The 20,979-nt window shown below is 33.7% G+C and carries 24 protein-coding genes; 19 read left to right on the top strand and 5 right to left on the bottom strand.

Features of this window, described 5'->3' with window-relative positions:
- Positions 1-61 precede the first annotated feature (61 nt).
- Positions 62-553, top strand: a complete 492-nt coding sequence (locus IEX29_RS25170) for a hypothetical protein (protein ID WP_188738409.1) — start codon at positions 62-64, stop codon at positions 551-553.
- Between the two features lie 366 nt (positions 554-919).
- Here the strand turns inward: IEX29_RS25170 and IEX29_RS25165 are convergent, their stop codons facing one another.
- Entirely contained in the window at positions 920-1,162 is a 243-nt protein-coding gene (locus tag IEX29_RS25165) for a hypothetical protein (RefSeq protein WP_188738407.1), read from the bottom strand.
- A 463-nt stretch (positions 1,163-1,625) separates the two neighbouring features.
- On the opposite strand from IEX29_RS25165, the gene asnB reads away from it, so the two are divergent.
- The 3 genes from asnB (at position 1,626) to IEX29_RS25150 (ending at position 5,722) form a co-directional block, all read left to right on the top strand.
- Positions 1,626-3,503, top strand: a complete 1,878-nt coding sequence (asnB, locus tag IEX29_RS25160) for an asparagine synthase (glutamine-hydrolyzing) (RefSeq protein WP_188738405.1) — start codon at positions 1,626-1,628, stop codon at positions 3,501-3,503.
- Positions 3,504-4,365: 862 nt separating this feature from the next.
- Positions 4,366-5,202 carry a DUF368 domain-containing protein gene (locus IEX29_RS25155; RefSeq protein WP_188738403.1) on the top strand — a complete coding sequence of 279 codons (837 nt, stop codon included), beginning with the start codon at positions 4,366-4,368 and terminating at the stop codon, positions 5,200-5,202.
- A gap of 229 nt (positions 5,203-5,431) precedes the next feature.
- Entirely contained in the window at positions 5,432-5,722 is a 291-nt protein-coding gene (locus IEX29_RS25150; protein ID WP_188738401.1) for a YesK family protein, read from the top strand.
- Between the two features lie 170 nt (positions 5,723-5,892).
- Here the strand turns inward: IEX29_RS25150 and IEX29_RS25145 are convergent, their stop codons facing one another.
- The 3 genes from IEX29_RS25145 to IEX29_RS25135 all read right to left on the bottom strand — a co-directional run bounded on the left by IEX29_RS25145 (position 5,893) and on the right by IEX29_RS25135 (position 6,630).
- A complete protein-coding gene (locus IEX29_RS25145) occupies positions 5,893-6,027 on the bottom strand; it encodes a YvrJ family protein (RefSeq protein ID WP_188738398.1) in 135 nt (44 codons plus the stop codon).
- A 124-nt stretch (positions 6,028-6,151) separates the two neighbouring features.
- Complete coding sequence (locus IEX29_RS25140; RefSeq protein WP_188738396.1) at positions 6,152-6,364, bottom strand: DUF2922 domain-containing protein; 213 nt, start codon at positions 6,362-6,364, stop codon at positions 6,152-6,154.
- A gap of 35 nt (positions 6,365-6,399) precedes the next feature.
- Positions 6,400-6,630, bottom strand: a complete 231-nt coding sequence (locus IEX29_RS25135; RefSeq protein ID WP_188738395.1) for a DUF1659 domain-containing protein — start codon at positions 6,628-6,630, stop codon at positions 6,400-6,402.
- Between the two features lie 361 nt (positions 6,631-6,991).
- Between IEX29_RS25135 and IEX29_RS25130 the strand changes: the two genes are divergently transcribed.
- The 8 genes from IEX29_RS25130 (at position 6,992) to IEX29_RS25095 (ending at position 15,031) form a co-directional block, all read left to right on the top strand.
- Complete coding sequence (locus IEX29_RS25130) at positions 6,992-7,549, top strand: RNA polymerase sigma factor (RefSeq protein WP_188738393.1); 558 nt, start codon at positions 6,992-6,994, stop codon at positions 7,547-7,549.
- A gap of 59 nt (positions 7,550-7,608) precedes the next feature.
- Positions 7,609-8,763 (top strand): N-acetylmuramoyl-L-alanine amidase, encoded by a 1,155-nt coding sequence (locus IEX29_RS25125; protein WP_188738391.1) that lies wholly within the window; start codon positions 7,609-7,611, stop codon positions 8,761-8,763.
- Positions 8,764-8,977: 214 nt separating this feature from the next.
- Entirely contained in the window at positions 8,978-9,610 is a 633-nt protein-coding gene (locus IEX29_RS25120; RefSeq protein ID WP_188738388.1) for a TetR/AcrR family transcriptional regulator, read from the top strand.
- A gap of 9 nt (positions 9,611-9,619) precedes the next feature.
- The gene (locus IEX29_RS25115; RefSeq protein WP_188738386.1) at positions 9,620-11,935 is read left to right on the top strand and encodes an ABC transporter permease; all 2,316 of its coding nucleotides are present in this window, start codon (positions 9,620-9,622) and stop codon (positions 11,933-11,935) included.
- Positions 11,936-11,938: 3 nt separating this feature from the next.
- Complete coding sequence (locus IEX29_RS25110) at positions 11,939-12,697, top strand: ABC transporter ATP-binding protein (protein WP_188738499.1); 759 nt, start codon at positions 11,939-11,941, stop codon at positions 12,695-12,697.
- 388 nt (positions 12,698-13,085) lie between these two features.
- The gene (locus IEX29_RS25105; protein WP_188738384.1) at positions 13,086-13,274 is read left to right on the top strand and encodes an HU family DNA-binding protein; all 189 of its coding nucleotides are present in this window, start codon (positions 13,086-13,088) and stop codon (positions 13,272-13,274) included.
- A complete protein-coding gene (locus tag IEX29_RS25100; RefSeq protein WP_188738382.1) occupies positions 13,274-14,188 on the top strand; it encodes an ABC transporter ATP-binding protein in 915 nt (304 codons plus the stop codon). Before IEX29_RS25105 ends, IEX29_RS25100 begins: the two co-directional genes overlap by 1 nt.
- 6 nt (positions 14,189-14,194) lie before the next feature.
- Positions 14,195-15,031 carry an ABC transporter permease gene (locus tag IEX29_RS25095; RefSeq protein ID WP_188738380.1) on the top strand — a complete coding sequence of 279 codons (837 nt, stop codon included), beginning with the start codon at positions 14,195-14,197 and terminating at the stop codon, positions 15,029-15,031.
- A gap of 334 nt (positions 15,032-15,365) precedes the next feature.
- Here IEX29_RS25095 and IEX29_RS25090 read toward each other — a convergent pair whose 3' ends face one another.
- Positions 15,366-15,878, bottom strand: a complete 513-nt coding sequence (locus IEX29_RS25090; RefSeq protein ID WP_188738378.1) for a helix-turn-helix domain-containing protein — start codon at positions 15,876-15,878, stop codon at positions 15,366-15,368.
- Between the two features lie 94 nt (positions 15,879-15,972).
- Between IEX29_RS25090 and IEX29_RS25085 the strand changes: the two genes are divergently transcribed.
- The 7 genes from IEX29_RS25085 to IEX29_RS26930 all read left to right on the top strand — a co-directional run bounded on the left by IEX29_RS25085 (position 15,973) and on the right by IEX29_RS26930 (position 20,680).
- On the top strand, positions 15,973-16,212 hold the full coding sequence (locus IEX29_RS25085; protein WP_188738376.1) for a PLDc N-terminal domain-containing protein: 240 nt from the start codon (positions 15,973-15,975) through the stop codon (positions 16,210-16,212).
- Positions 16,199-17,089, top strand: a complete 891-nt coding sequence (locus IEX29_RS25080; RefSeq protein ID WP_188738375.1) for an ABC transporter ATP-binding protein — start codon at positions 16,199-16,201, stop codon at positions 17,087-17,089. The genes IEX29_RS25085 and IEX29_RS25080 overlap by 14 nt, the downstream gene beginning before the upstream one ends.
- A complete protein-coding gene (locus tag IEX29_RS25075) occupies positions 17,086-17,850 on the top strand; it encodes an ABC transporter permease (protein ID WP_188738374.1) in 765 nt (254 codons plus the stop codon). Before IEX29_RS25080 ends, IEX29_RS25075 begins: the two co-directional genes overlap by 4 nt.
- Positions 17,851-17,863: 13 nt before the next feature.
- Positions 17,864-18,577 carry an ABC transporter ATP-binding protein gene (locus tag IEX29_RS25070; RefSeq protein WP_188738373.1) on the top strand — a complete coding sequence of 238 codons (714 nt, stop codon included), beginning with the start codon at positions 17,864-17,866 and terminating at the stop codon, positions 18,575-18,577.
- Positions 18,570-20,111 carry a hypothetical protein gene (locus IEX29_RS25065; RefSeq protein ID WP_188738372.1) on the top strand — a complete coding sequence of 514 codons (1,542 nt, stop codon included), beginning with the start codon at positions 18,570-18,572 and terminating at the stop codon, positions 20,109-20,111. Before IEX29_RS25070 ends, IEX29_RS25065 begins: the two co-directional genes overlap by 8 nt.
- Positions 20,112-20,187: 76 nt before the next feature.
- The gene (locus tag IEX29_RS25060; protein WP_188738371.1) at positions 20,188-20,532 is read left to right on the top strand and encodes a hypothetical protein; all 345 of its coding nucleotides are present in this window, start codon (positions 20,188-20,190) and stop codon (positions 20,530-20,532) included.
- Positions 20,480-20,680, top strand: coding sequence for a hypothetical protein (locus tag IEX29_RS26930; RefSeq protein ID WP_229720388.1), 201 nt, complete (start codon positions 20,480-20,482; stop codon positions 20,678-20,680). Before IEX29_RS25060 ends, IEX29_RS26930 begins: the two co-directional genes overlap by 53 nt.
- Positions 20,681-20,979: the final 299 nt, after the last annotated feature.

Here is a 20,979-nt window from a genome sequence, read left to right as displayed (position 1 = left end):
AAAACGATAGTCTGATATACTTTTGCTTATTACTGATACGAAGAAAGGAGGTAATAAGTCAATGAATGTCCTGATTATCTTTTTTGCTATTTTTATTCCAATCTTTATAGCTTTTTTCTGGTTCATGACTTATCAAAACAGGAAAGAAGGGAAGGAGAAAGAACCTCTTTATATAAAAATAATTTCATCTTTTGCTGTAGCATTAATTATAACGCTCGTATTTATGTTTTTTATATTTATTATTTTTGGAACGGCTTCCTTTACCACTGTGATTTTTAATTTAGATATCGATATAAAAACAATTTTATTTATTTCTGTAACAATAGTGGCATATTCTATTATAGTAGATCATTTAATTTTTACGGCAGTGAAACATATAGCAGGCGAAAATCTATTATTGATATTCTCTATGTTTGTTATCAGGTTAATCATATTTATTTCCATTTGTTCTCTATATGCTTTAACGTTTAACATAACTATTATCATATCAATCGTATTAAATTTATTATTTACTGCTATCGATTACATAAATATCAATAAAAAAGAGGAGTAGAATGAATTAATATTATTTCATTCTAATTTGGAATAGTACTTCATGTGTCCCGTAATAGAGTAGGCTGGGAACACTGATAATTCCAAATACCTTTTAGACTTAAAACATATAATTTACATAAATAGAATATTTTTTCTTTTAACAGTTGACTGATCTTTCATCGTTTTGTAATATTAAAAACAAGATAAATATATTTATCAATATAAAAAGCGGGCAAAATTGATTGTTGTTAACCTCCTCGATCAGTTTTGTCCGTTTTTTATGGATTGGAAGTATTTTGCACCGTTATCATTTGATTATTACGTGATTGAAATATAAATAAAGTCTTGAAATAATAATGAAATGTAAAAAAGCAGCCATAAAATATTAATCGATAAATAAAGAAAAAATTTTTCTGACAATCCTATCAATTATGACAGCAGATGTTATAAATATCAAAAGCCATAATATGAATCCTGTATGCTCGGAAACATTATAAATATACAATAAAGAAAAAACTCCTGTTAAAAGAATAACGTTGATTAATTTACGCCATACGTTTACTTCTATTTTTCTCTCCTTACTTTCGAAATAATCTTTGTTGTCTTTTTCATTTTTACTTTTTTTCATGATAAGACCACCTGACAAAAAAGAAATATAGAATGGGAAGAGGTTGAATAGACTGATAAATCCAACTTCAAAAAGTACCGGTTTGAAAAGACAGGTTCATATAATAATATAAGCTGTCAGCAGAAGGAACCTGGTATTGGGCAAACATGTCCACATAATAGGCCTTCTTACTACATCTTTACCTTATTTTTCTGTTTATAAAACATTATTTAACTATGGCTAAATCACGGTGTTTTAAGTATTAGTTAAAAAATACTTTCTTAAGTAAATAGATTAGTAAATTTATATTTTTTTGCATAGAATGTAATGCTTTATTATTATTTTTTATCTCTGATAATTTTTTTAGTAGTAATGTTGTACCTTTTATATAGTTATGATAGAGTATCTGTGTATCCCATAATAATCAAATACTCCCAATACTGCTAATTAAGGGATAAAACTAAAATAAAAGGAGTTTCTATCAATGTGTGGTTTTGTTGGAATATTTTCCGAACAAAATTCTCAGCTTTTTGATAAAGAAATAGATTTATTAAGAAAGCGCACTCATCTGATTACCCATCGTGGTCCAGATGATGAAGGGTATTTTGCGGAAGATGGCATATTTTTCGGGTTTCGGCGGTTGAGCATCATAGACATTGAATCAGGTCACCAGCCCTTAAGTTATCAGGACGGTCAAATCTGGATGATATTTAACGGGGAGATTTATAATTACAAAGAGCTTCGGGAAGATTTGGCAGAAGAAGGTTATATATTTCATACGGAATCAGATACAGAGGTTATTGCAGCATTATTTGCAAAATATAAAGCAGAGGCTTTTTCCTATTTGCGCGGTATGTTCGGCATCATGATTTGGGACAAACAGGAGGAAACATTATACGGTGCGAGAGACCCGTTTGGAATCAAGCCTTTTTATTATGAAGAAAAAGAAGACAGGCTTATCTGTGCTTCTGAACGGAAAAGTATTACCTTATTTCATGTTAATAAGCGAATAAATGAAAGCGCTTTACAGCAATACTTCAGCTTTCAGTTTGTACCGGAACCGGATACACTGATAGAAGGCATCAAAAAGCTGGAACCGGGTCATTATTTCACAAAAAAACATGGAGAACCGATGGAGACAACATGTTATTGGAAAGCTTCCTTTCGACCTGTATGGATGGAAAAAAATCAATGGATAGACCGCATCCAAAATGTTTTGTATGATTCCATAGAAAAACATATGCAAAGCGACGTTCCAGTTGGTTCATTTCTCTCGGGCGGTATTGATTCATCTATTATCGTTTCCATGGCAAGACAGATGAACCCGGCTATTAAGACATTTTCCGTCGGCTTTGAACGGGAGGGATACTCTGAGGTTGATGTGGCACAGGAAACCGCAGAAAAACTGGATGTAACAAATACAGCATATATGGTGGCACCGGAAGAATATGTCAACGAGCTTCCAAAGATTGTCTGGCATATGGATGATCCATTAGCTGATCCATCCTGTATTCCACTGTACTTTGTTGCCAAGGAAGCAAGACAACAGGTCAAGGTCGTGCTGTCAGGAGAAGGAGCAGATGAGCTTTTTGGCGGATATAATATTTATAAGGAGCCGGGATCACTGAGGGTGTTTCAATCTATACCTGCACCAGTGCAGCAATTACTCGGGAAGGTTGCACAGGTTTTACCAGAGGGTGTAAAAGGAAAAAGCTTCTTAGAAAGAGGAACGACACCATTATCAGAAAGATATATTGGAAATGCGAAAATGTTTGAGAAGGAGCAATTAGGCCAGCTGCTTCAAAATCATAATTGTAAGCTATCTTATCGGGACATTACCAGATCCTTATTCGAAACTTCTTCTGAATATTCTTTTGTTGATCAAATGCAGTATATAGATATACACACCTGGCTGCGTGGAGATATTTTACTAAAAGCAGACCGCATGACGATGGCGAATTCTTTAGAACTCCGTGTTCCTTTTTTAGATAAGGAAGTCTTTAAAGTGGCAAGTGAACTGCCGGAGGATTTAAAAATTGCCAATGGAACAACGAAGCATATACTGCGTGAAGCAGTCAAAGGCATTGTACCGGACCACGTTTTAAGCCGAAAAAAATTAGGCTTTCCAGTTCCTATCCGTCACTGGCTGAAGAATGAATTATATGATTGGGCAGTCAATTTGATCAGGGAAAGCGAAATTGATCAGTGGATCAAAAAAGACTATGTACTTGATTTATTAGAGAAGCATTGTACGGATAAAGGGGATTACAGCCGGAAAATATGGACGGTGCTTATCTTTGCGGTATGGCATCAGGTATATATTGAAAATAAGTATACGAAGTCAGATTTAGTGATCCATTAAAAAAAGATACTATTCCCAGCTATTTTATACATACCAGCAATTTTTATTTTAATTATTATAAGAAACTCTAAATATGTCACCAAAAGCTTTGTATATTACTGATTTAATTAAAATACCAAATTGCTCTTTGCAGGGTGAGTTGGTATTTTTATTTTGTATGACAGTGAGAATCTCACTTTCTATGGCAAAATGTGTTTGTGCAAACTGTTTATTACGTTTTGGTAATCTAAAAAGGAGGGAACAGATATTATAAAAATTAGATTATATTCTTTACTGTTTTTCGTATTTTTAACAGGCTGCGGAGAAGAAGCAGATAACGACCAAGAAGAGGGTGAATTAATTACAATTGATTTTCTGGTCATTGATGAGGGTGAAGAGCCGTTAGACGATGTAACAATAAAAATTTTTGAAAATGAAGAAGAAAACCTTGAGGCTGGTTTAAGATTAGAACCCACAGATAGTGATGGGAGAACAAAAGGTTCTTTAGTTTCAGGGATGCCTTATAGAGCTTCTTTAAACAAAAATAATCATAATATTTACGAAGAAGAATTTTCTATCGCCTTAAATGAAGATAGAAAACAAATTACTTTTAAAGTTAATAGTGAATAACGAATATAGACATTGCTATTTTTACTTAAATATTCAGTGAATGGAGAACATGTGAATAGGATGATAGAATAAATGAATAGCTGAGGATTAGGGACTATATCTCTAATCCTTTATTTTATGAGAGGGAGGATGTTTATTAGAAAGGGGTGAAAAATAGATAGATAGATAGATAGAAGAATTGTATTCCTCCTATACTAAAAATTTATTAGCGGTGTCAAATGTACTAAATATTTCTGTAAGGTGTTGATATCATTTGTTTCGAACGATTATTCAGGGCATGTTTGTTGGCATAACAGAAACAGTTCCTGGTGTAAGTGGAAGTACAATAGCCATGGTTTTAGGAATATATGAACGTTTAGTAAATTCATTAAGTATGCTAACAACCAAGGATCGAAAGAAGGCTTTGCCTTTTCTGTTTACTTTTGGAATAGGAATGTGCTGCGGTTTTTTAGCATTTATCTTTGTCATCCGGTATTTTCTTGATAATTTTTACTTGCAGACGCTCTTTTTCTTTATCGGGATTATCGCCGGGTTCTTACCATATATATGGAAGGATGCAGTAAGTACAACAAAATCCGGGTTCATAAAAAAACTCTATTTTATCATGTTAGCCTCTTTAAGCTTCGTTATCATCATAGTGATGATTCAGTTTTTTTCAGGAATGGGTAATGTAGATATAAACAATTTGTCATTTTTAAATTATGTATACTTGATTGTTTCAGGATTTTTTGCCAGTACAGCACTGGTGTTACCTGGTATAAGCGGAGCCTTAATATTAACAATCATGGGTATTTATGAAATAGCGGTTGATGGCCTTTTGGGGTTAAATATACCAATCATATTTGCAATAGGCTCAGGCGTGTTATTAGGTGTATTAATTACAAGCAGGGCAGTAAAGTATTTATTAACGAATTACATAAGCGGGACATATTCTGCGATGATTGGCTTAGTAGGCGGATCAATATTTGCGATTTTAAGTAATTTAACAGCTGATTTCTATACAGAGTTAAATGTGGCCATCTTCATAACTTTTATTAGCGGGGCTGCATTGGTTGTTTTCTTGAATATATACAAAAACCGCAATGCTTAATTTTTTGGCACTATCTCATTATAGAGCATTCTCACATTGAAAAGGATATCAAAAAGCAAAAACTGTTCCAGGTATGTATCGTTTATCTTTGCTTGCTTTAAGCTGCATTATTATCCTTTAGATAAAATTCTATCATTGTTTAAGCTCAGTAAAATAAGAGCTTTGTGTAAGAAGAGTTATTAATGGGATAAAAGAAAAAGTTCTAAAGAGATTTCAGGAGGGGAAAGTTATGGATGGCAGAATGGAAGGGTTTATGGAATTTTTTATGTATATTATAGGGATAGGTATCGTTATATTCTTACTAAGTATGCTTTTAAAAAAGAAAAAAATTATCCTGCCTTATGTCACTTGTGGTCTTAGTATATTGTCAATATTTATTAGTTTGTTTATTGGAGGCTGGGAAGGGTTAGGGCTTGGGTATATAAGTTTTTGTACTTTAATTGCTTCTGTAATAAATATATTAATTATAAGTATCTTCATGAAGAATAAATTATCTGATAATCAAGAATCTGGAAAGTAATACAAAATCTTGGAAGTAAAAATAGAGGGAAATAATTATTGGGAAAAGCTGAAGGAAGAGACATTTTAAAAATAAAATAGAGAATCCGAACTTGTCTGAATTCAAATTAAAATTCAAAATAGTAGTTCGGATTTTTCTATGCTTAAAACGCTTATATACTGGTCTTTCATTTATTTCTTAGGAATGGAAATCGAGTAGATGGACTCAATTAACTGATTCAGCTTTCCTTCCACCCGGTGTAACAGGTAAAAGGTCACCGCAGCAGGAAATCCAATATCTGTTATAAGAGATATCCACGCTTCCATATGATTCACCACCTTTTATTTAATAAACAAGCCAGAAAAGAGTAAGCATTCAACAATATCTTTTATAAAAGACAATGCCGTGAGGAGAGTCTCCTCACGGTCAGAATCTTATGCAAAAGAAGAACTATAATGCAATATCTTCCACAAAACGTTCCACGATACGGGCGCTGTGTATTTCAGTCAGGTCCCCGCCTGAAGAATAAAACGCATTTTCCTGAAGGATGGTATCCATTGCTTCCTTGATTGTTTCAGGATCAGCTGGTTCTATCGGATTGTCTAACGTATACGTTATAATCTTTCCCTCTCCATTTAAAAACTTCAATTCGAGTTTTCTCACTTTTTTTCACCTCCTTCCGAGGAATCATTCAGAGCCTAAGCTTCCTCTTCGTGAATGTCTAAAACATCACGGCGATTTACACTATAGAGCTCATTTTGCTGAACAGATATAAATGCGTTTGCTGTGTTGAATAGCTGGTCAGCAGTTACATCCGGTTTGACGTTGTTAAAACGCTTTTGCTTCAGAATAAACTCACCAGAAATTGGATCAAAGCCCTCATTCAGCGTAAGCTGCAAAACCGTTTCCTTTAATTCAGCGACTGCCATGTTTATCACCTCCTGTCATCTCTATAGTCGTTTCTGAACGTAAAAAAGGGGCGTATTTGAAAATTAAATTATTTTTTAGCAAAAAATAATAGAGAAATGAAGGAAGTATAGGCATTTAGAAGGGGTTAAATAGCGTTTATAGAGTCGATATTTGAAAAAAATGTTGGTACTTGTCTACAAAAAAAGTAAAAATAGTATTTTGTCCTAGTGAAATCCTATCAATTCAATAAAAAGGGGTCAAAAATAATAGGGGAATTTGACTAAATAGTAACTTTTTTTCATTCAAATAGAATTTTGTGGTATGACAAAACTTTTATATTCTGTTAAATTTATAATAATCTAATTGAAAGGGGATTTATAAATGAGCAAAAAGAAATGGGAATTGGAAGATTTTATCGAACAGAATCAACGTAGAGTGTACTATCAAATGACGAGGCTGCAAATTAATGAAGAAAAGGAGGAATATTTTCAAGAGGGGTTAGTAGCAATGTGGAGAGCATATGAAAACTACAAACCAGATAAAGGTCCCTTAGCTACATACATGAACTTTCAAATACGCAATCGTTTAGTTGATGTATTTCGCAAATCAATGGTGGAAAAAAGATACTTTGATCATTTGAGTAAGGAGCAGAAGGTAGAAACACAATCCGGAAACTATAATCATGTAAATGGAAAGAAGATTCCTGCTGAAAGTCAAGGAAGAGGAGATCCACAGGAAATAATAGATCATAAAAATGAAAACGATTTCACTGAATTAACTTCAATGTTGACGGAAAAACAAAAAGTCTGGTTCTGTTACGCAATTATAGAAGGACTGTCGAACCAGGAAATTGCGGAGAGAGAAGAGGTGAGCCTGGAGGCGGTAAAGAGCTGGGCGAAAAGTGCAAAAAAGAAGCTTCGCAAAATGGACTGGGGATGAAGGTAATCTTTCAGCTTATAAACCAATAAGCCTATTCATTAACTTATAAAGGGGGTTTTATGATGATACAAATGAAAGAGCAATTAATCAACGACACTTCATTCAAGTATGGTAAAAATAATAAAAAAAGGTATATTACTATCCATGAAACCGATAATCCAAGAAATGGTGCAGGAGCGCAAAATCATGCCGATTTACAATCAAACGGAAATTCCCGTGAGGCTGCATGGCATTGGCAAGTAGATGATAAGACGGCGGTAAAATCCTTTGACCATTGTTTTCAGCTATGGGGCGCAGGTGACGGCCGTGGTAATGGAAATCTTCATTCTATTCAAATCGAAGTTTGTGTCAATGCAGATAGTGACTATAAAAAAGCAATTGAAAATACTGCTGATCTAGTCAAAAGAATTATGAAAGAGGAAGGGATCTCTGCAGTAAATGTTAAGCAGCATAATACTTGGAGCGGAAAACACTGTCCCAGAAAATTAAGGGATGGAGCACATGGCGTAACATGGGGCCAATTTAAAAAGATGCTCGGGGAATCAGCTGGTAATCATTCGTCATCACATTCTGTTAATTCCAATAGCAATAGTAACTGGACGAAGGTGACTGGAAACTGGACCGGCCAAACATTGGAAAACGGTGAATATGGTGAGCCTGTTAAGCAGCTGCAGACAAAGCTGGCAAACAATCATCCGCCATTTTATCCAAATAAAGGTGCAAAAAATAATGGCATTGATAGTTATTATGGGGATGATACAGAGGATGCTGTTAGACGATTTCAGTCCTATTACGGCTTAACGATTGATGGATTAGCGGGTCAGCAGGTTTATATTCAGCTGAAAGGTTCTTCCACTGGTACTACATCATCTGGCATTGGGAAATCCATTGCTAAATTAGTAGAAGAAACAAAGGCTGAGAAGCATGGTAATGGAGAAGAACGTAAAAGATCGCTTGGCAGCAATTATCAGACTGTTATGGATGTGATAAACGGCGGATTATCAGCTGGTAATCTAAAAACTAATTCTATAAGTAAAGGCAGCAAGGTAACTGCCAAACGGTTATATGGCACTTCCAGCAGTACTAAAAATGTTCGTAGTTCCAGTATTTCCGGGATAGTGGATACTATCAATCATTCATGGCGTAATGAAATTCGTTTGAAAGATAGTAGTGGTATTTATATTGGGTTTACTCGGAGGGAGGATTTACAATAACTTAAAGACTGTTAAATTAGGCAACTTCCTGCGTACCGGTTTTTGTAAAGGAAAAGAAGTTTTATAAAATACTTCCTGCGCATTTGAGAGCAGCTTTATCGTATAAACAAATATATTGATTTTAAATTGTACATTTAGCTTTTTTTGATTATAATCTATATTATACTATTTAATCGACAGACTGACGGTCAAATGATTGAAAGGAATGGTTTAATTGAGAAAATCAAAAGAAGCACAGGAAAGAAGAAATGAAATATTAGATGTAGCTGAAGCTCTATTTAATGAGCAAGGCTATGATGGAACAAGCACCAATGACATCTTGAACAAAATTGGAATTGCCAGAGGTACGCTTTATTATCATTTTGAAAGTAAGGAAGCAATTATGGATGGTATTATCGACCGCTATAATAAAAAAGTAATAGAAGAAGCACAAGCCGTGGCAGATAAAAAAGAAGTCCCTGTTATTGAACGATTACTTTTGTCGATTACATCTTTAAATGTGAGTGGGGCTGTTTCTGAAGAATTGATGACACATATTCATAAGCCGCAAAATGCTCTTATGCACCAAAAAATTCAGAAGGTATTATTTACAGAAATCACACCGATTTTTACAATCATTATTGAAGATGGCATTGAAGAAAATATATTTCATACAGATTATCCTTTTGAAACTGTAGAGATGTTATTGGTGTATGCTACTACTATATTTGATGATGGAACGATTGAGCTGACTAAAGAAGAACAATCACAGCGGATGATTGCTTTTGCTTATAATGCAGAAAAACTGCTCGGAACAGATCAAGGAGCGATTAGTCAGCAGTTGATGAGAATTTTGACAAAAGAATAGAGGGAAATAATGTATTATCGAATCATACGAAATGATCTCTTAAGAAATAAACTGATCAGTATAACGACGATGTTATTCATCACTGCTGCAACGGCACTTGTCAGCTTAGTGGCTATTCTGACGATTAATCTTATTGGTTCCATTGACAGCTTAACAAAACAAGCGCAGGTGCCAGACTTCTTGCAAATGCATAATGGAGATATTGATAAGGAACAAATACAAAGCTTTGCGACAGAACATGAGAATGTAAAAGATAACCAGGTACTTGATTTTCTAAATATTACAGGGGCGAAGATTCAATTAGGTGATAATAGTTTAATAGATAATGTACAGGACAATGGCTTCTCCACTCAAAGTCCGAATTTTGATTATCTATTAGACTTGGACGGTCAGCCGATTCAACCAGCTGAAGGTGAGCTATATGTACCGATTGGTTATATGAAAGAGGGAGTTGCTAGGATTGGTGATGAAGCTAAAATAGCTGGAAAGGAGTTCCAGATTGCAGGTTTCCTAAGAGATGCACAAATGAATTCACCGTTAGCTTCTTCCAAACGTTTTTTAGTGCATGAAAAGGATTATCAAGAGCTGGTACCAGAAGGAAGTCTTGAATATTTAATCGAATTTCAGTTAGAAGACCCATCTAAAACCAACGAATTTGAAACATCATATGCCGAAGCAGGTTTAGAATCTAATGGACCGACGTTAACGAGTGGTTTATTCAAAATAATTAATGGTTTATCCGATGGGATTATGATTGCGATTATTCTATTAGTGGGCTTTTTAATTGTGATTATTGCCTTTATGTGCATTCGTTTTACTTTATTAACCAAAATAGAAGAGGATTATCGAGAGATAGGAACCATGAAAGCTATTGGGTTACGTTTATCGGATATTAAAAAAATCTATCTAGCCAAATATACGTTGCTTGCTTTAGCTGGTTGCTTCATCGGCTTACTTCTGTCGTTTATTTTCAGCGGGCCATTATTAGAGAATATCCGGCTTTATATGGGCGAAAGTGACTATGCCGGCTGGAGTATCTTCCTTGCCGTTTTTGGAAGTGGTCTTGTTTTTCTAATAGTTATTGCTTACATTCATTTTCTATTAAGACGTTTTAGAAAAATATCTTCAGCTTCAGCTATCCGTACTGGTAGTCCAGAGGAAAAAATCGCTCACAAAAATTATTTTTTCCTAAGTAATAATAGGCTGCTGTCTGCTAATGTATTTCTTGGAATTAAGGATGTTCTTGCCCGAAAGAAGCTGTATGTAACCATGCTGATTGTTTTGCTGCTTTCTTGTTTTATTATGATTATTCCTTGGAATACCTATCAGACTGTCTCTTCTCCAACCTTCACGAAATATGTTGGTTTTGGAGATATGGATATAATGGTCAGTATGTATCAATCTGATGAATCGGTAGACAACGAACAACAGGTTATAAACTATTTAAATGAGAGTGAAACTATTGAACAATCCGTCCAGATTACCTCAAAATCTTTTAAAGCCAAAAAAGAGGATGGTTCAGAAGAAAAAATAATTATTGAACTTGGTGACCATTCTGCATTTCCTATTGAATACACTGATGGGAATGCTCCAGAACAATCAAATGAAATCGCCTTATCTTCCATGAATGCTAGTGAATTTGAAAAACAAGTAGGCGATACAATTGAAATTATTACTGATAATGGTTCTGAAAATTTTGTTGTATCTGGAATTTATTCCAATATTTTAAACGGAGGGAAGACAGCGAAAGCAATTTTTTCGGATGAATCAGCGCCAACAATGTGGCTAAGCTATTATATTCAGTTAAATGATACAAATCAGATAGCTGCTGCAACCAAAGAAATGTCGGAGGCTCTACCTTTTGCCAAAGTAACAGATGCTGACAATCATAAACAGCAAGTATTTGGAGCGACAATGGATTCCATTAAAACAGCAGCGAATGTAGCACTCATTGTAGCTTTATTTATTACCGGCTTAGTAAGTCTGTTATTTATGAAATTGTTAATTGCAAAGGATAGACCGGCGATTGCGATGTTAAAAGCAATTGGCTTTACCAACCAAGACCTTTCTATGCAATATGCAACTCGTGGAATATTTATTTTAATTATTGGTGTTGCCGGTGGGAGCATCTTGGCTAATACCTTAGGAGAATCAATCGCTGGAATGGCTATGGCTTCCTTTGGGATAGAGGCACTCACCTTTGTCAGTCATCCATTCATTTACTTGGGTTTTCCAATATTAATGTTATTGGTCACTTTGCTGGCTACAAAATTGGGTACAAACCAGGCTGGAAATATAGCAATTGCAGAAAATATAAAGGAGTAAATGATGAAAAAAATAATTAATGGACAACATATTCATAAAACCTTTGCTGCAGTGAAAGACAAAATCACGGTCTTAGAGGATATATCCGTCGCTATTTATGAAGGGGAGTTTGTCTCCGTTATGGGGCCTTCCGGATCTGGCAAATCAACATTACTTTACACTTTGAGCGGCATGGATACAATCGATCATGGAGAGATAACCTTCAACGGCCAAAGCCTTACAGCATGTGGAGAAACAGAACTCGCAGATATTCGCCGACAACAAATGGGTTTTGTCTTTCAACAGCCTACTTTCTTAAAAAACTTGGCGATTATCGATAATATTGTACTTCCAGCGCTGCGGGATAATCGAAAAAAAGGAAAAGAATTAGCAAATAAAGCGAAGCAGCTTTTGGAGAAAACAGGGATTGGCGATCTGGCTTATCGAATGACAAATCAAGTATCTGGCGGCCAGCTGCAAAGAGCCGAAATTTGCCGGGCTTTGATTAATGAACCGAAAATGATCTTCGCAGATGAACCAACAGGAGCTTTAAATTCAAGGTCTGCCGAAGAAATTATGAAAAATTTTCTCCAGATTAATCAACAGGGAAGAACGATATTACTCGTGACACATGACGCGAAAGTTGCTGCTCAAAGTGAACGGGTACTGTTTATGAAGGACGGGCAGATTGTTGATGAATTGCATTTGGGTAAGCTGTCTAATTCATTTTTGGAGAATCGAACAGAAAAAGTAACTAGTAAAATGCTAAAGGTAGAAATGTAGCCTTTTTTACAGTGAACTTCAACTTTTCTTCCTGTCATCATGTCTAACTTATTAATGTCTTAGAATAAATTAAAAATCAACTAGCAGTCTTTACTGAAACTTTTAATACCTTGAATCCTGGAGGGAAGCGTCCTGATAAAAGATTCATGTTTTCAAAAGAAAGAAAACGCTTTGAATCTTGCTAATAAAATAAGAAGACTATTCATTCCCAACTGAATTAATATCAGTTGGGTTTTTTAAGTTAGAAAAATAAAATGGAAGTATCTTCTTCCGATTTTAATATAAAAATACAAAATGTCTTGACTATAATCGATTGATAAGCTATTCTATTTTATAGACCGACAGTCAGTCTATAAAATAGAAATACATGAAATGAGGAGAATTATAAATGAATAACGCAGAAATTATAAAAAAAGTATCAGAAAAATCAGGTGTTAATATCAACGATTGTGAAAAGGTGCTGAATGCTCTGGAAGATGCTTTAGAGGAGGAGCTATCAAATTCCGATAATGTAAGTGGGGCATTTGATAAGATTTATAAACTGATGACTTACTTTAATCAAAAGAGAAAATCATAATGAATAACATCATTACCGTAAAGAATTTTACAAAAACATATGGAACGTTCAAAGCAGTCGACAATGTTTCATTTGAAGTAGAAAGTGGCAGTATTTTTGCATTTTTGGGCCCTAATGGAGCTGGTAAGAGTACAACAATAAATACGCTTTGTACCATACTTGATAAAACTTCTGGAACATTAATGATTGACGGTAAAGAGATAGGCCAAAATAAAGATTATATTCGAAGTGTGATAGGTGTTGTGTTCCAAGAGCAAACCCTGGATGTGAAAATGACAGTCGAAGAAAATTTAAAAATGCATTGTCACTTTTATCGTGTGGCTAAATCCGTAATTAACGAAAGAATTGATTTTGTGCTTCATTTAGTAGATTTAACTAAATGGAAAAAAGCAATGGTTAACAGCTTATCTGGAGGTATGAAACGAAGAGTGGAAATAGCCCGCAGTTTATTACATTTACCGAAAGTGTTGTTCCTGGATGAACCTACTACGGGTCTGGATCCACAAACCAGAGCCAATATATGGGATTATATTGTTAAATTACAAAAGGAGAAAGGCATAACCATATTTTTGACAACCCATTATATGGATGAAGCGGAAATAAGCGATAAGGTTGCGGTTATGGATTATGGGAAAATAATAGCTTTTGATCACCCGGCAGTATTAAAAAAGCAATATACACGTGATAAGGCAATGATTTCAAGTATCGTTCCAGAGCAATTAAATGACTTACTGCTGCAGCATGATTTGACTTATGCCAAAGAGAATAATCGATTCATTATAGAAGTGAATGATTTGTCTAAACTGACAGCAATTATTAGTGAACATCAGCTGTCAATTACAGATATGGAAGTTCGAAAGGGAACGTTAAATGATGTCTTTCTTGAGATCACCGGGAAGAATATTAGGGAGTGAATAGAAATGCGTATTATATCTGCATTATGCATGAGGAATATCAGGTTGTTTCTAAGAAACCGTGTCCAATTAGTTTTAATCCTAATAATGCCTTTCTTTTATTTGTATCTGTTAAGCACCATTTTTAAGAGTACAGATATATCTGATCCAACTAACTATGTATTATCAGGAATCATCATTATTGTCGTATTTCAAACATCCTTGAATATAGCTGCTTCGACGATTGACGATATGGTATCAGGATATATGAAAGAAGTACTTGTCAGCCCTGCAAAAAGAATACAAATTGTTATTGGCCAAATATTATCATCGACGATTATAGCAACGTTTCAAGGAATTCTTATTATGATAGTAGGCTGCTTTATTGGCTTGAGGTATGGATCGATATTTACTCCTCTGGCTGTAATCGTCTCGATGATATTTGTCGGTCTTGTATTTTCGGCTTTTGGTTTGTTTTTGGCGACTTCTGTTAAAAATTCACAAACATTTCAAATCACCTCTGTAGCAGTTACGACACCGATAACATTTTTATGCGGAGTTTACGTACCACTTAGTCTATTACCAAATGGTTTGCAATATATTGCTTTTTTAAATCCGATGACATATGCAGCTTCCTTCTTTAGAGCTTTAAGTTTGGAAAAATTATCGCTTCCTTTAAATGAATTAATCTCAGACCAGCTTGCATTTAAAGCGGGTAACTTAATCATAACGCCACAAATTAGCTTTTTTGTCATATTATTATTTGGTATCTTATTCTTAATTCTTTCAACTGTCACTTTTACGAGAGTAGATTTTTCAAAAATGAATAGAACGCAAATGAGTAAAGATATATACAATCAGTAACCAGCTTTATATTATTATTTCGGAATATTAAAAATATAATTCAGATATTTGTAATTATGAAACACGCATTTCTGAAATGAAGTGAAACCAGGAATCAAGGTGAATCAAAAGTTAGAGTGATGAAATGTGTATTAAACAAAGATATTAGACATGAAGGGGAATTGTAAGGTAATCCAGCTATTCAAATGTATGAAAGTATGGGGTTTAACACAAAAATGGTAACAATGGGTTTGTCTTTATAAAACAGATTCAAATGAAATGTCCAAAAGCACGTATTCCAATTCATTAGGGATACGTGCTAAATAATTTATTCTACAACCATTCGGTTAAGATCTTACGGTATAATAACCAGTGAAACAGTTCTCTCTTTACTATTATCAGTTTTTGGCTCCTCATAATATTTCTCAAATAAAGATTTAAGCTCTGACTGGAAATCCTCAAATTTCGATTCCTCCAAAGTAAACTTCGAAAGGGAGAAAGTAGCTTGATCCTTTTTTTCATCAATCGTCTTATGATAACTCTGGTAAGACTGCAGGACGTACATAAAATAATAAGTAACAAAATTCACCTTATCATCGTAGCTTGCCAGATTCCATTCATCCTCATCAACTTTATATGTTTCTGCATTAATTGCGTAAAATTTTTCTTCACCGGAACGTGTTTTTTTAGTGTTTACAACTTTCACCAGGCCTTCTTCAAACATGGCATTCATATGTCTGTATAACGTGGCCTGTGGTATTTCCTCTAATAATTGATTTAATTGCATAATTGATAATCCTTCTTCCTTATCAATTAATTCTAATGCTATCTTAAACCGAGTTTGATTTTTAAATAAACCAAATTCCATCAATATCACCTCTTGTCATAATAATAATTGATTTATTTAGAAATGTACAATATAATTATCATTATCAATAATGATAATCATGGAGGTTAGGGGCATGAATACAGATATTAGCGTCTTGAAGGATATAGATTGGGGAGCTATTATGCCAATAGTAATTCCAATAATGGTTTTACATCTATTACTGTTAACAGTTGCTTTAATTGATTTATACCGACGCAGGACAATTGTTAATTATTCAGTAGTTTGGGTAGTCGTTATCGTGTTACTCAATACAGTTGGACCAATTCTTTATTTGACTATCGGAAGGAGATTGTTAAAAAATGATCGCTATTAAGAGGGTAAATAAAGCTTTTAGAGGCAAAAAAATACTAAAAGATATTTCATTTGATATTCCAGAAGGGGAGTGCATTGGATTATTGGGTCCGAATGGAGCTGGAAAAACCACGCTGATTAAGTGCATTACCGGAATTATTAATTATGAAGAAGGAGAAATTAATTTTAATGGGGAGAATATTTTAAACTTCAAGAATGATATTGGCTACTTATCACAGAACACAGATTTTAAACAGTGGATGACGTGCGAAGAGTCCTTAAGGTTTTTTGGCAGTTTATCTGGTTTAAGTAAAACATATCTTAATGAGAACATTAATGAAGTTCTTAAAGATGTCGGGCTGCAGGACAAAAATCAATATAAGGTAGAGGAATTATCCGGAGGAATGAAACAGAGATTAGGAATTGCCCAAGCCATTTTACACCGTCCAAAGTTTCTTATCCTGGATGAGCCGGTATCAGCTCTTGATCCGGTAGGCAGAAATGAAATCAAAAACTTAATCAAAAAGTTAAAAGAATACACGACCGTTCTTATATCCACGCATATTTTAGATGATGCAAGTGAGTTTTGTGATCGCTATATTATTATAAAAAAAGGAGAGATCATTGGAAATATAACGAATCAGGATGAAACTGTAAATTATAAACAAGTATATTTTCAAGTGGATTTAAGCGATTCTATTAAACCAGAGATTAACCTAAATGATTCCTATGATTTACAAGAAGTAAAAGCGGGAGAATTTTTAGTAACCAGCAGGAATTCAATCAAATTAACTAACTTGATTGCTGAACTGGATAAAAATAATCTGAACGTGAATTCGATTGCTTATGAGAAGAAAGATTTAGAAAAAATATTTTTAGAGTTGGTGTCTGACGTATGAGGAATATATTCATTTTAGGAAAAGTGGAGTTATTAGAAGCAATTAGGAATATTAAATTTGTATGGTTGGCTATATTCTTTACTATTCTTGGAGTAACGCAGCCTTTAATTGACAAGTACATGGACGTAATTATTAAAAGTTTAGGCGGGATTGACGGGATTATGATGGATCCTAACGCTCCTAAACCTCTGGCCAATGAAGTTTTACTGGCTACTTTTTCCGGACAATTTAACCAAATTGGATTGATCGTGCTGGTCATCAGCTTTATGGGGATGATAGCGACCGAAAAAAATAGTGGAGTCCAGGGTTTTATATTTACAAGGCCGGTATCTAATTTAGAATATATTGTTTCAAAGCTTTTTGGGAACTGGTTTATTAGTATGGTGTGTATCTCCGTTGGTTCCATCGTTTCTTATTGCTACACTATCTATCTTTTTGATTATTATCCATTCATTAACTTTTTATTGTTCCTTTTATTTTATAGCTTGTGGATTCTTTTTGTTATCAGTATAGCAGTTTTATTAAGCACGTTTATAAGTAGCTCCATTTTTATTGGTATTACAACAATCATATTAGCAATGATTTTTATGTTATTGGGCGGTATTAATGAAACGTTGGCATTGTTCTTACCTAGCGGCGCACTTACATTAGCTGAAAGCCAGCTCCAAGATACGCATTCTAATTATTTATTGATGATCGCACCAATTATTTATATTGTTATTAGCTTGTATGCAGCTAAAGTTATTATCAAGAAAATATAAGGGAGGGAATGAAATGTTATCCGTAAAAAACTTAAGTAAAACGTATAAAGGCTCCAATAAAGGAGTTCAAAATTTATCATTGGAATTACATGAAGGTGATATTTGTGCATTTATTGGAGCAAATGGGGCCGGAAAAACGACAACGATTAAATCGATTGTCGGGATACATACGTTTGATGAAGGGGAAGTGAAATTATACGATACAAATTTAAAAGATGATCCTGAGCATTATAAATCTATGATTGGTTATTCTCCGGATACTCCAGCCTTATACAATAATATGACGGGGAAAGCATATATCGAATTAATTGCTTCGCTTTATAAAATGGAAGCGGATGAACTGGATGAGAGATTAAGATACTTGCTAAAAGAATTAAAATTTGAAAGTGCGGTTCATGACTTAGTTTCCAGTTATTCACACGGGATGAAGCAAAGACTGGTACTTATTGCACTATTAATGCATAATCCCAAATTAATTATTTTAGATGAACCCTTTGTTGGTTTGGATCCCAATGCTACCGATTTTTTAGTGAATGAAATGAAAAGCCGGGCCAGTGAGGGGGCAATCATTTTATATTCTACACATGTTCTGGAAGTTGCAGAAAAGATATGTAATAAACTGGTCATTTTAAATAATGGTGAAGCTGTTGTAAATGATTCAATGGAAAACGTTCTCAAAAAAGCATCATTAAATGAAATATTCAGGGATGTGACTTCTAATGAATAACCTCAAGTCATTGTTTTTATTTCGATTAAAAAATCAAACGCAATTATCTAATTTAGAAAGCAGCAACAAAGAAGTAAGAAAACATGCTATTTATACCATTTCAGGATATATTGCAGCATTTTTAATGTTTTTAGGATATGTCGTTTTTATTGCAATAGACTTGAATGTTAACAATAACATCCAGGCTTTTTTTGTATTACTAACATCCATATTATTTTGGGTTTTTGGAATCTGGAATATACTAAGTGGATTTGATGATGTGATAGAAGGGAAGGATAGTGAGTTCATTTACAGTCTGCCAATTAAAAATTGGCAGGCAAAATTGTTTTATTTATTAAGTAAATATTTGGTCCACATGGTCCTGACTCTTACTGTTTTAATTTTTGGATCTATCTTGGTTATTCCGTTGGCGGGTCATTTTTTATCCGTAATCCTGATGGTTATTTTATTAAGCTTTATCATTCCCTTAGTATCAACCAATTTGACTTTTATCATTTCCATGCTGGTAAGGAATATATTAATACTTGTCAGGTTACGCAACAATGTAACAGAATCAATCATTACATTAGGAATTTTTGTAACTCCATTAATTTACTTGATCATTAACTCAGGAGCTATCGGTTACAAAGACTGGTTTATAAATGCGTCTATACTGCGGTACCCCCTTAATGAAATAAACAGTTTTCCCTTTCTATTAAATATGCTTTTATTAATTGCTGCTACGCTTATTAGCACGTTCTTAGTCATTTATATAATGAATTCTTTTCATGATTTCCTTAGGAATCAAATAAATAACCGAAAGAAAAAAAGACAGGAAAATGCAGCATTTAAGATAAAATCACCTGAGATTGGCCTATTATTGAAGGAATTCAAACTATACTTTTCTTCCCTTACTTATGTAAATAATACAATCTTAACTCCAGCAGGGATTGTTATCGTGAATATATGCATTCTAACTGGAATAATACCGGGCATAAATTCATTCTCTTATGATTTACTAGGGTATACGATTACTGCGCAGCATATATATACTCTCATTGCCTTTACTTCTGTGATACTGACAACTACAACATCCTGCAGCATTTCATTTGAAGGAAGAAGTGTTTGGATCATGTTGACAGCTCCTGTTAATGTCAAGAAAATAGCGTTTGGGAAAATCTTAATTAATGTTCTTTTATTTGTACCTGGTATTATTTTAACAGCAATCGTATTCTATACAGTATTTCATGTAAGTATGCTTTATTTAATAACAATTACCGTGTTACTAGTGTCTACGTTATTCCTGATTAGTGTTATCGGCTTTTTAGTTAATTTATATTTTCCGTCCTATAATTGGAGCTCTGATATGGAAGTGGTTAAGCAAAGTAAGGGGACTATCGTTACTGCTGTAATAAGTATGATAACTATCCCAATTATCATTACATCTGTTTTTATAGATAATTTATTTTTGATGTTATTGATTGTTATGATAGAGATAGCTGCGATTATCATGATGGTTAAGAAGATATCAAAGGGGAGTATGGTGTTAGAATAGAATTGCTATTAGATGAGTATACAATATCAAGGAGAGGAAATTAGTAGGCCAAATTTATTATGGGAAGGGTTTAACTATGAAGAAATATAAACTTTTATTGATTTTTCTATTTTTTTCATTAGCTATCATTACTTGTATAATAGTATACAATAGTATTTTTAACCAAACTAAACTACCAGATAGCCCAGAAAATAACAGTGAGGTAATAGATCTGGAAGTTGAGAAAGAGGAAATAAGAGGATATTATTACGATGGATTTTTGGATCAAAGAGAAAAGTTTACAGAAGAAGATGAAGTAGAATATTTCTACCATATGGATAATTATTTTCGTAATTATTATAATGATTTTTTTGCCATTACAGGAGAAAGTGATGAAAAAGATAATTATTCGGATTATTTCGAAAAAATTAGATGGTCTTGATCTTATTGAGATTAATAATATATATTCCAATGAAGTGGAAAACGGGGATTATATATCGATAATGGCAGACAGTAATGTAATGGAAACATTTCCGATGAAAGTTTCAAACGTAAGTGATTTACAAATTCTGAATCGTAGAGATAAGTAAAATGGATTGAGTATATTCAGAATGGATAAATAGCATCTTTTTATCTAGGGCTACTCTCTTGATGTATCTTACGGTTTGAAAATAGATTCCTCTTTGTAATTACTAGAAGAATTACAACTATATTTCTAAATAACAAGTCCTTAATTACGCTTCTTTATTATACCATTTACTTTTATTGTTAATAATCATATAATTTATCACTAGCGTTGCATAAATATAATAAGAATATTCTGTAAAGTATTTCATAGTCATTTTCGCCAAAAAATCAACAACCTAATAAAGGTGACACTGTCCATTTG

Source organism: Oceanobacillus neutriphilus, from assembly GCF_014645515.1.
GTDB classification, from domain to species: domain Bacteria; phylum Bacillota; class Bacilli; order Bacillales; family Amphibacillaceae; genus Oceanobacillus; species Oceanobacillus neutriphilus.
Note: the sequence above shows the minus strand (reverse complement) of the source record. Positions and strands in the feature narration are given on the sequence as shown.

Coding starts and splice junctions, on each gene's coding strand:
- IEX29_RS25095 (WP_188738380.1), top strand. CDS start 14,195: ATGCGTATTATATCTGCATTATGCATGAGGAATATCAGGTTGTTTCTA.
- IEX29_RS25080 (WP_188738375.1), top strand. CDS start 16,199: ATGATCGCTATTAAGAGGGTAAATAAAGCTTTTAGAGGCAAAAAAATA.
- IEX29_RS25170 (WP_188738409.1), top strand. CDS start 62: ATGAATGTCCTGATTATCTTTTTTGCTATTTTTATTCCAATCTTTATA.
- IEX29_RS25110 (WP_188738499.1), top strand. CDS start 11,939: ATGAAAAAAATAATTAATGGACAACATATTCATAAAACCTTTGCTGCA.
- IEX29_RS25060 (WP_188738371.1), top strand. CDS start 20,188: ATGAAGAAATATAAACTTTTATTGATTTTTCTATTTTTTTCATTAGCT.
- IEX29_RS25145 (WP_188738398.1), bottom strand. CDS start 6,027: ATGGAAGCGTGGATATCTCTTATAACAGATATTGGATTTCCTGCTGCG.
- IEX29_RS25150 (WP_188738401.1), top strand. CDS start 5,432: ATGGATGGCAGAATGGAAGGGTTTATGGAATTTTTTATGTATATTATA.
- IEX29_RS25085 (WP_188738376.1), top strand. CDS start 15,973: ATGAATACAGATATTAGCGTCTTGAAGGATATAGATTGGGGAGCTATT.
- asnB (WP_188738405.1), top strand. CDS start 1,626: ATGTGTGGTTTTGTTGGAATATTTTCCGAACAAAATTCTCAGCTTTTT.
- IEX29_RS25135 (WP_188738395.1), bottom strand. CDS start 6,630: ATGGCAGTCGCTGAATTAAAGGAAACGGTTTTGCAGCTTACGCTGAAT.
- IEX29_RS25100 (WP_188738382.1), top strand. CDS start 13,274: ATGAATAACATCATTACCGTAAAGAATTTTACAAAAACATATGGAACG.
- IEX29_RS25130 (WP_188738393.1), top strand. CDS start 6,992: ATGAGCAAAAAGAAATGGGAATTGGAAGATTTTATCGAACAGAATCAA.
- IEX29_RS25065 (WP_188738372.1), top strand. CDS start 18,570: ATGAATAACCTCAAGTCATTGTTTTTATTTCGATTAAAAAATCAAACG.
- IEX29_RS25165 (WP_188738407.1), bottom strand. CDS start 1,162: ATGAAAAAAAGTAAAAATGAAAAAGACAACAAAGATTATTTCGAAAGT.
- IEX29_RS25075 (WP_188738374.1), top strand. CDS start 17,086: ATGAGGAATATATTCATTTTAGGAAAAGTGGAGTTATTAGAAGCAATT.
- IEX29_RS25105 (WP_188738384.1), top strand. CDS start 13,086: ATGAATAACGCAGAAATTATAAAAAAAGTATCAGAAAAATCAGGTGTT.
- IEX29_RS25115 (WP_188738386.1), top strand. CDS start 9,620: ATGTATTATCGAATCATACGAAATGATCTCTTAAGAAATAAACTGATC.
- IEX29_RS25070 (WP_188738373.1), top strand. CDS start 17,864: ATGTTATCCGTAAAAAACTTAAGTAAAACGTATAAAGGCTCCAATAAA.
- IEX29_RS25090 (WP_188738378.1), bottom strand. CDS start 15,878: ATGGAATTTGGTTTATTTAAAAATCAAACTCGGTTTAAGATAGCATTA.
- IEX29_RS25125 (WP_188738391.1), top strand. CDS start 7,609: ATGATGATACAAATGAAAGAGCAATTAATCAACGACACTTCATTCAAG.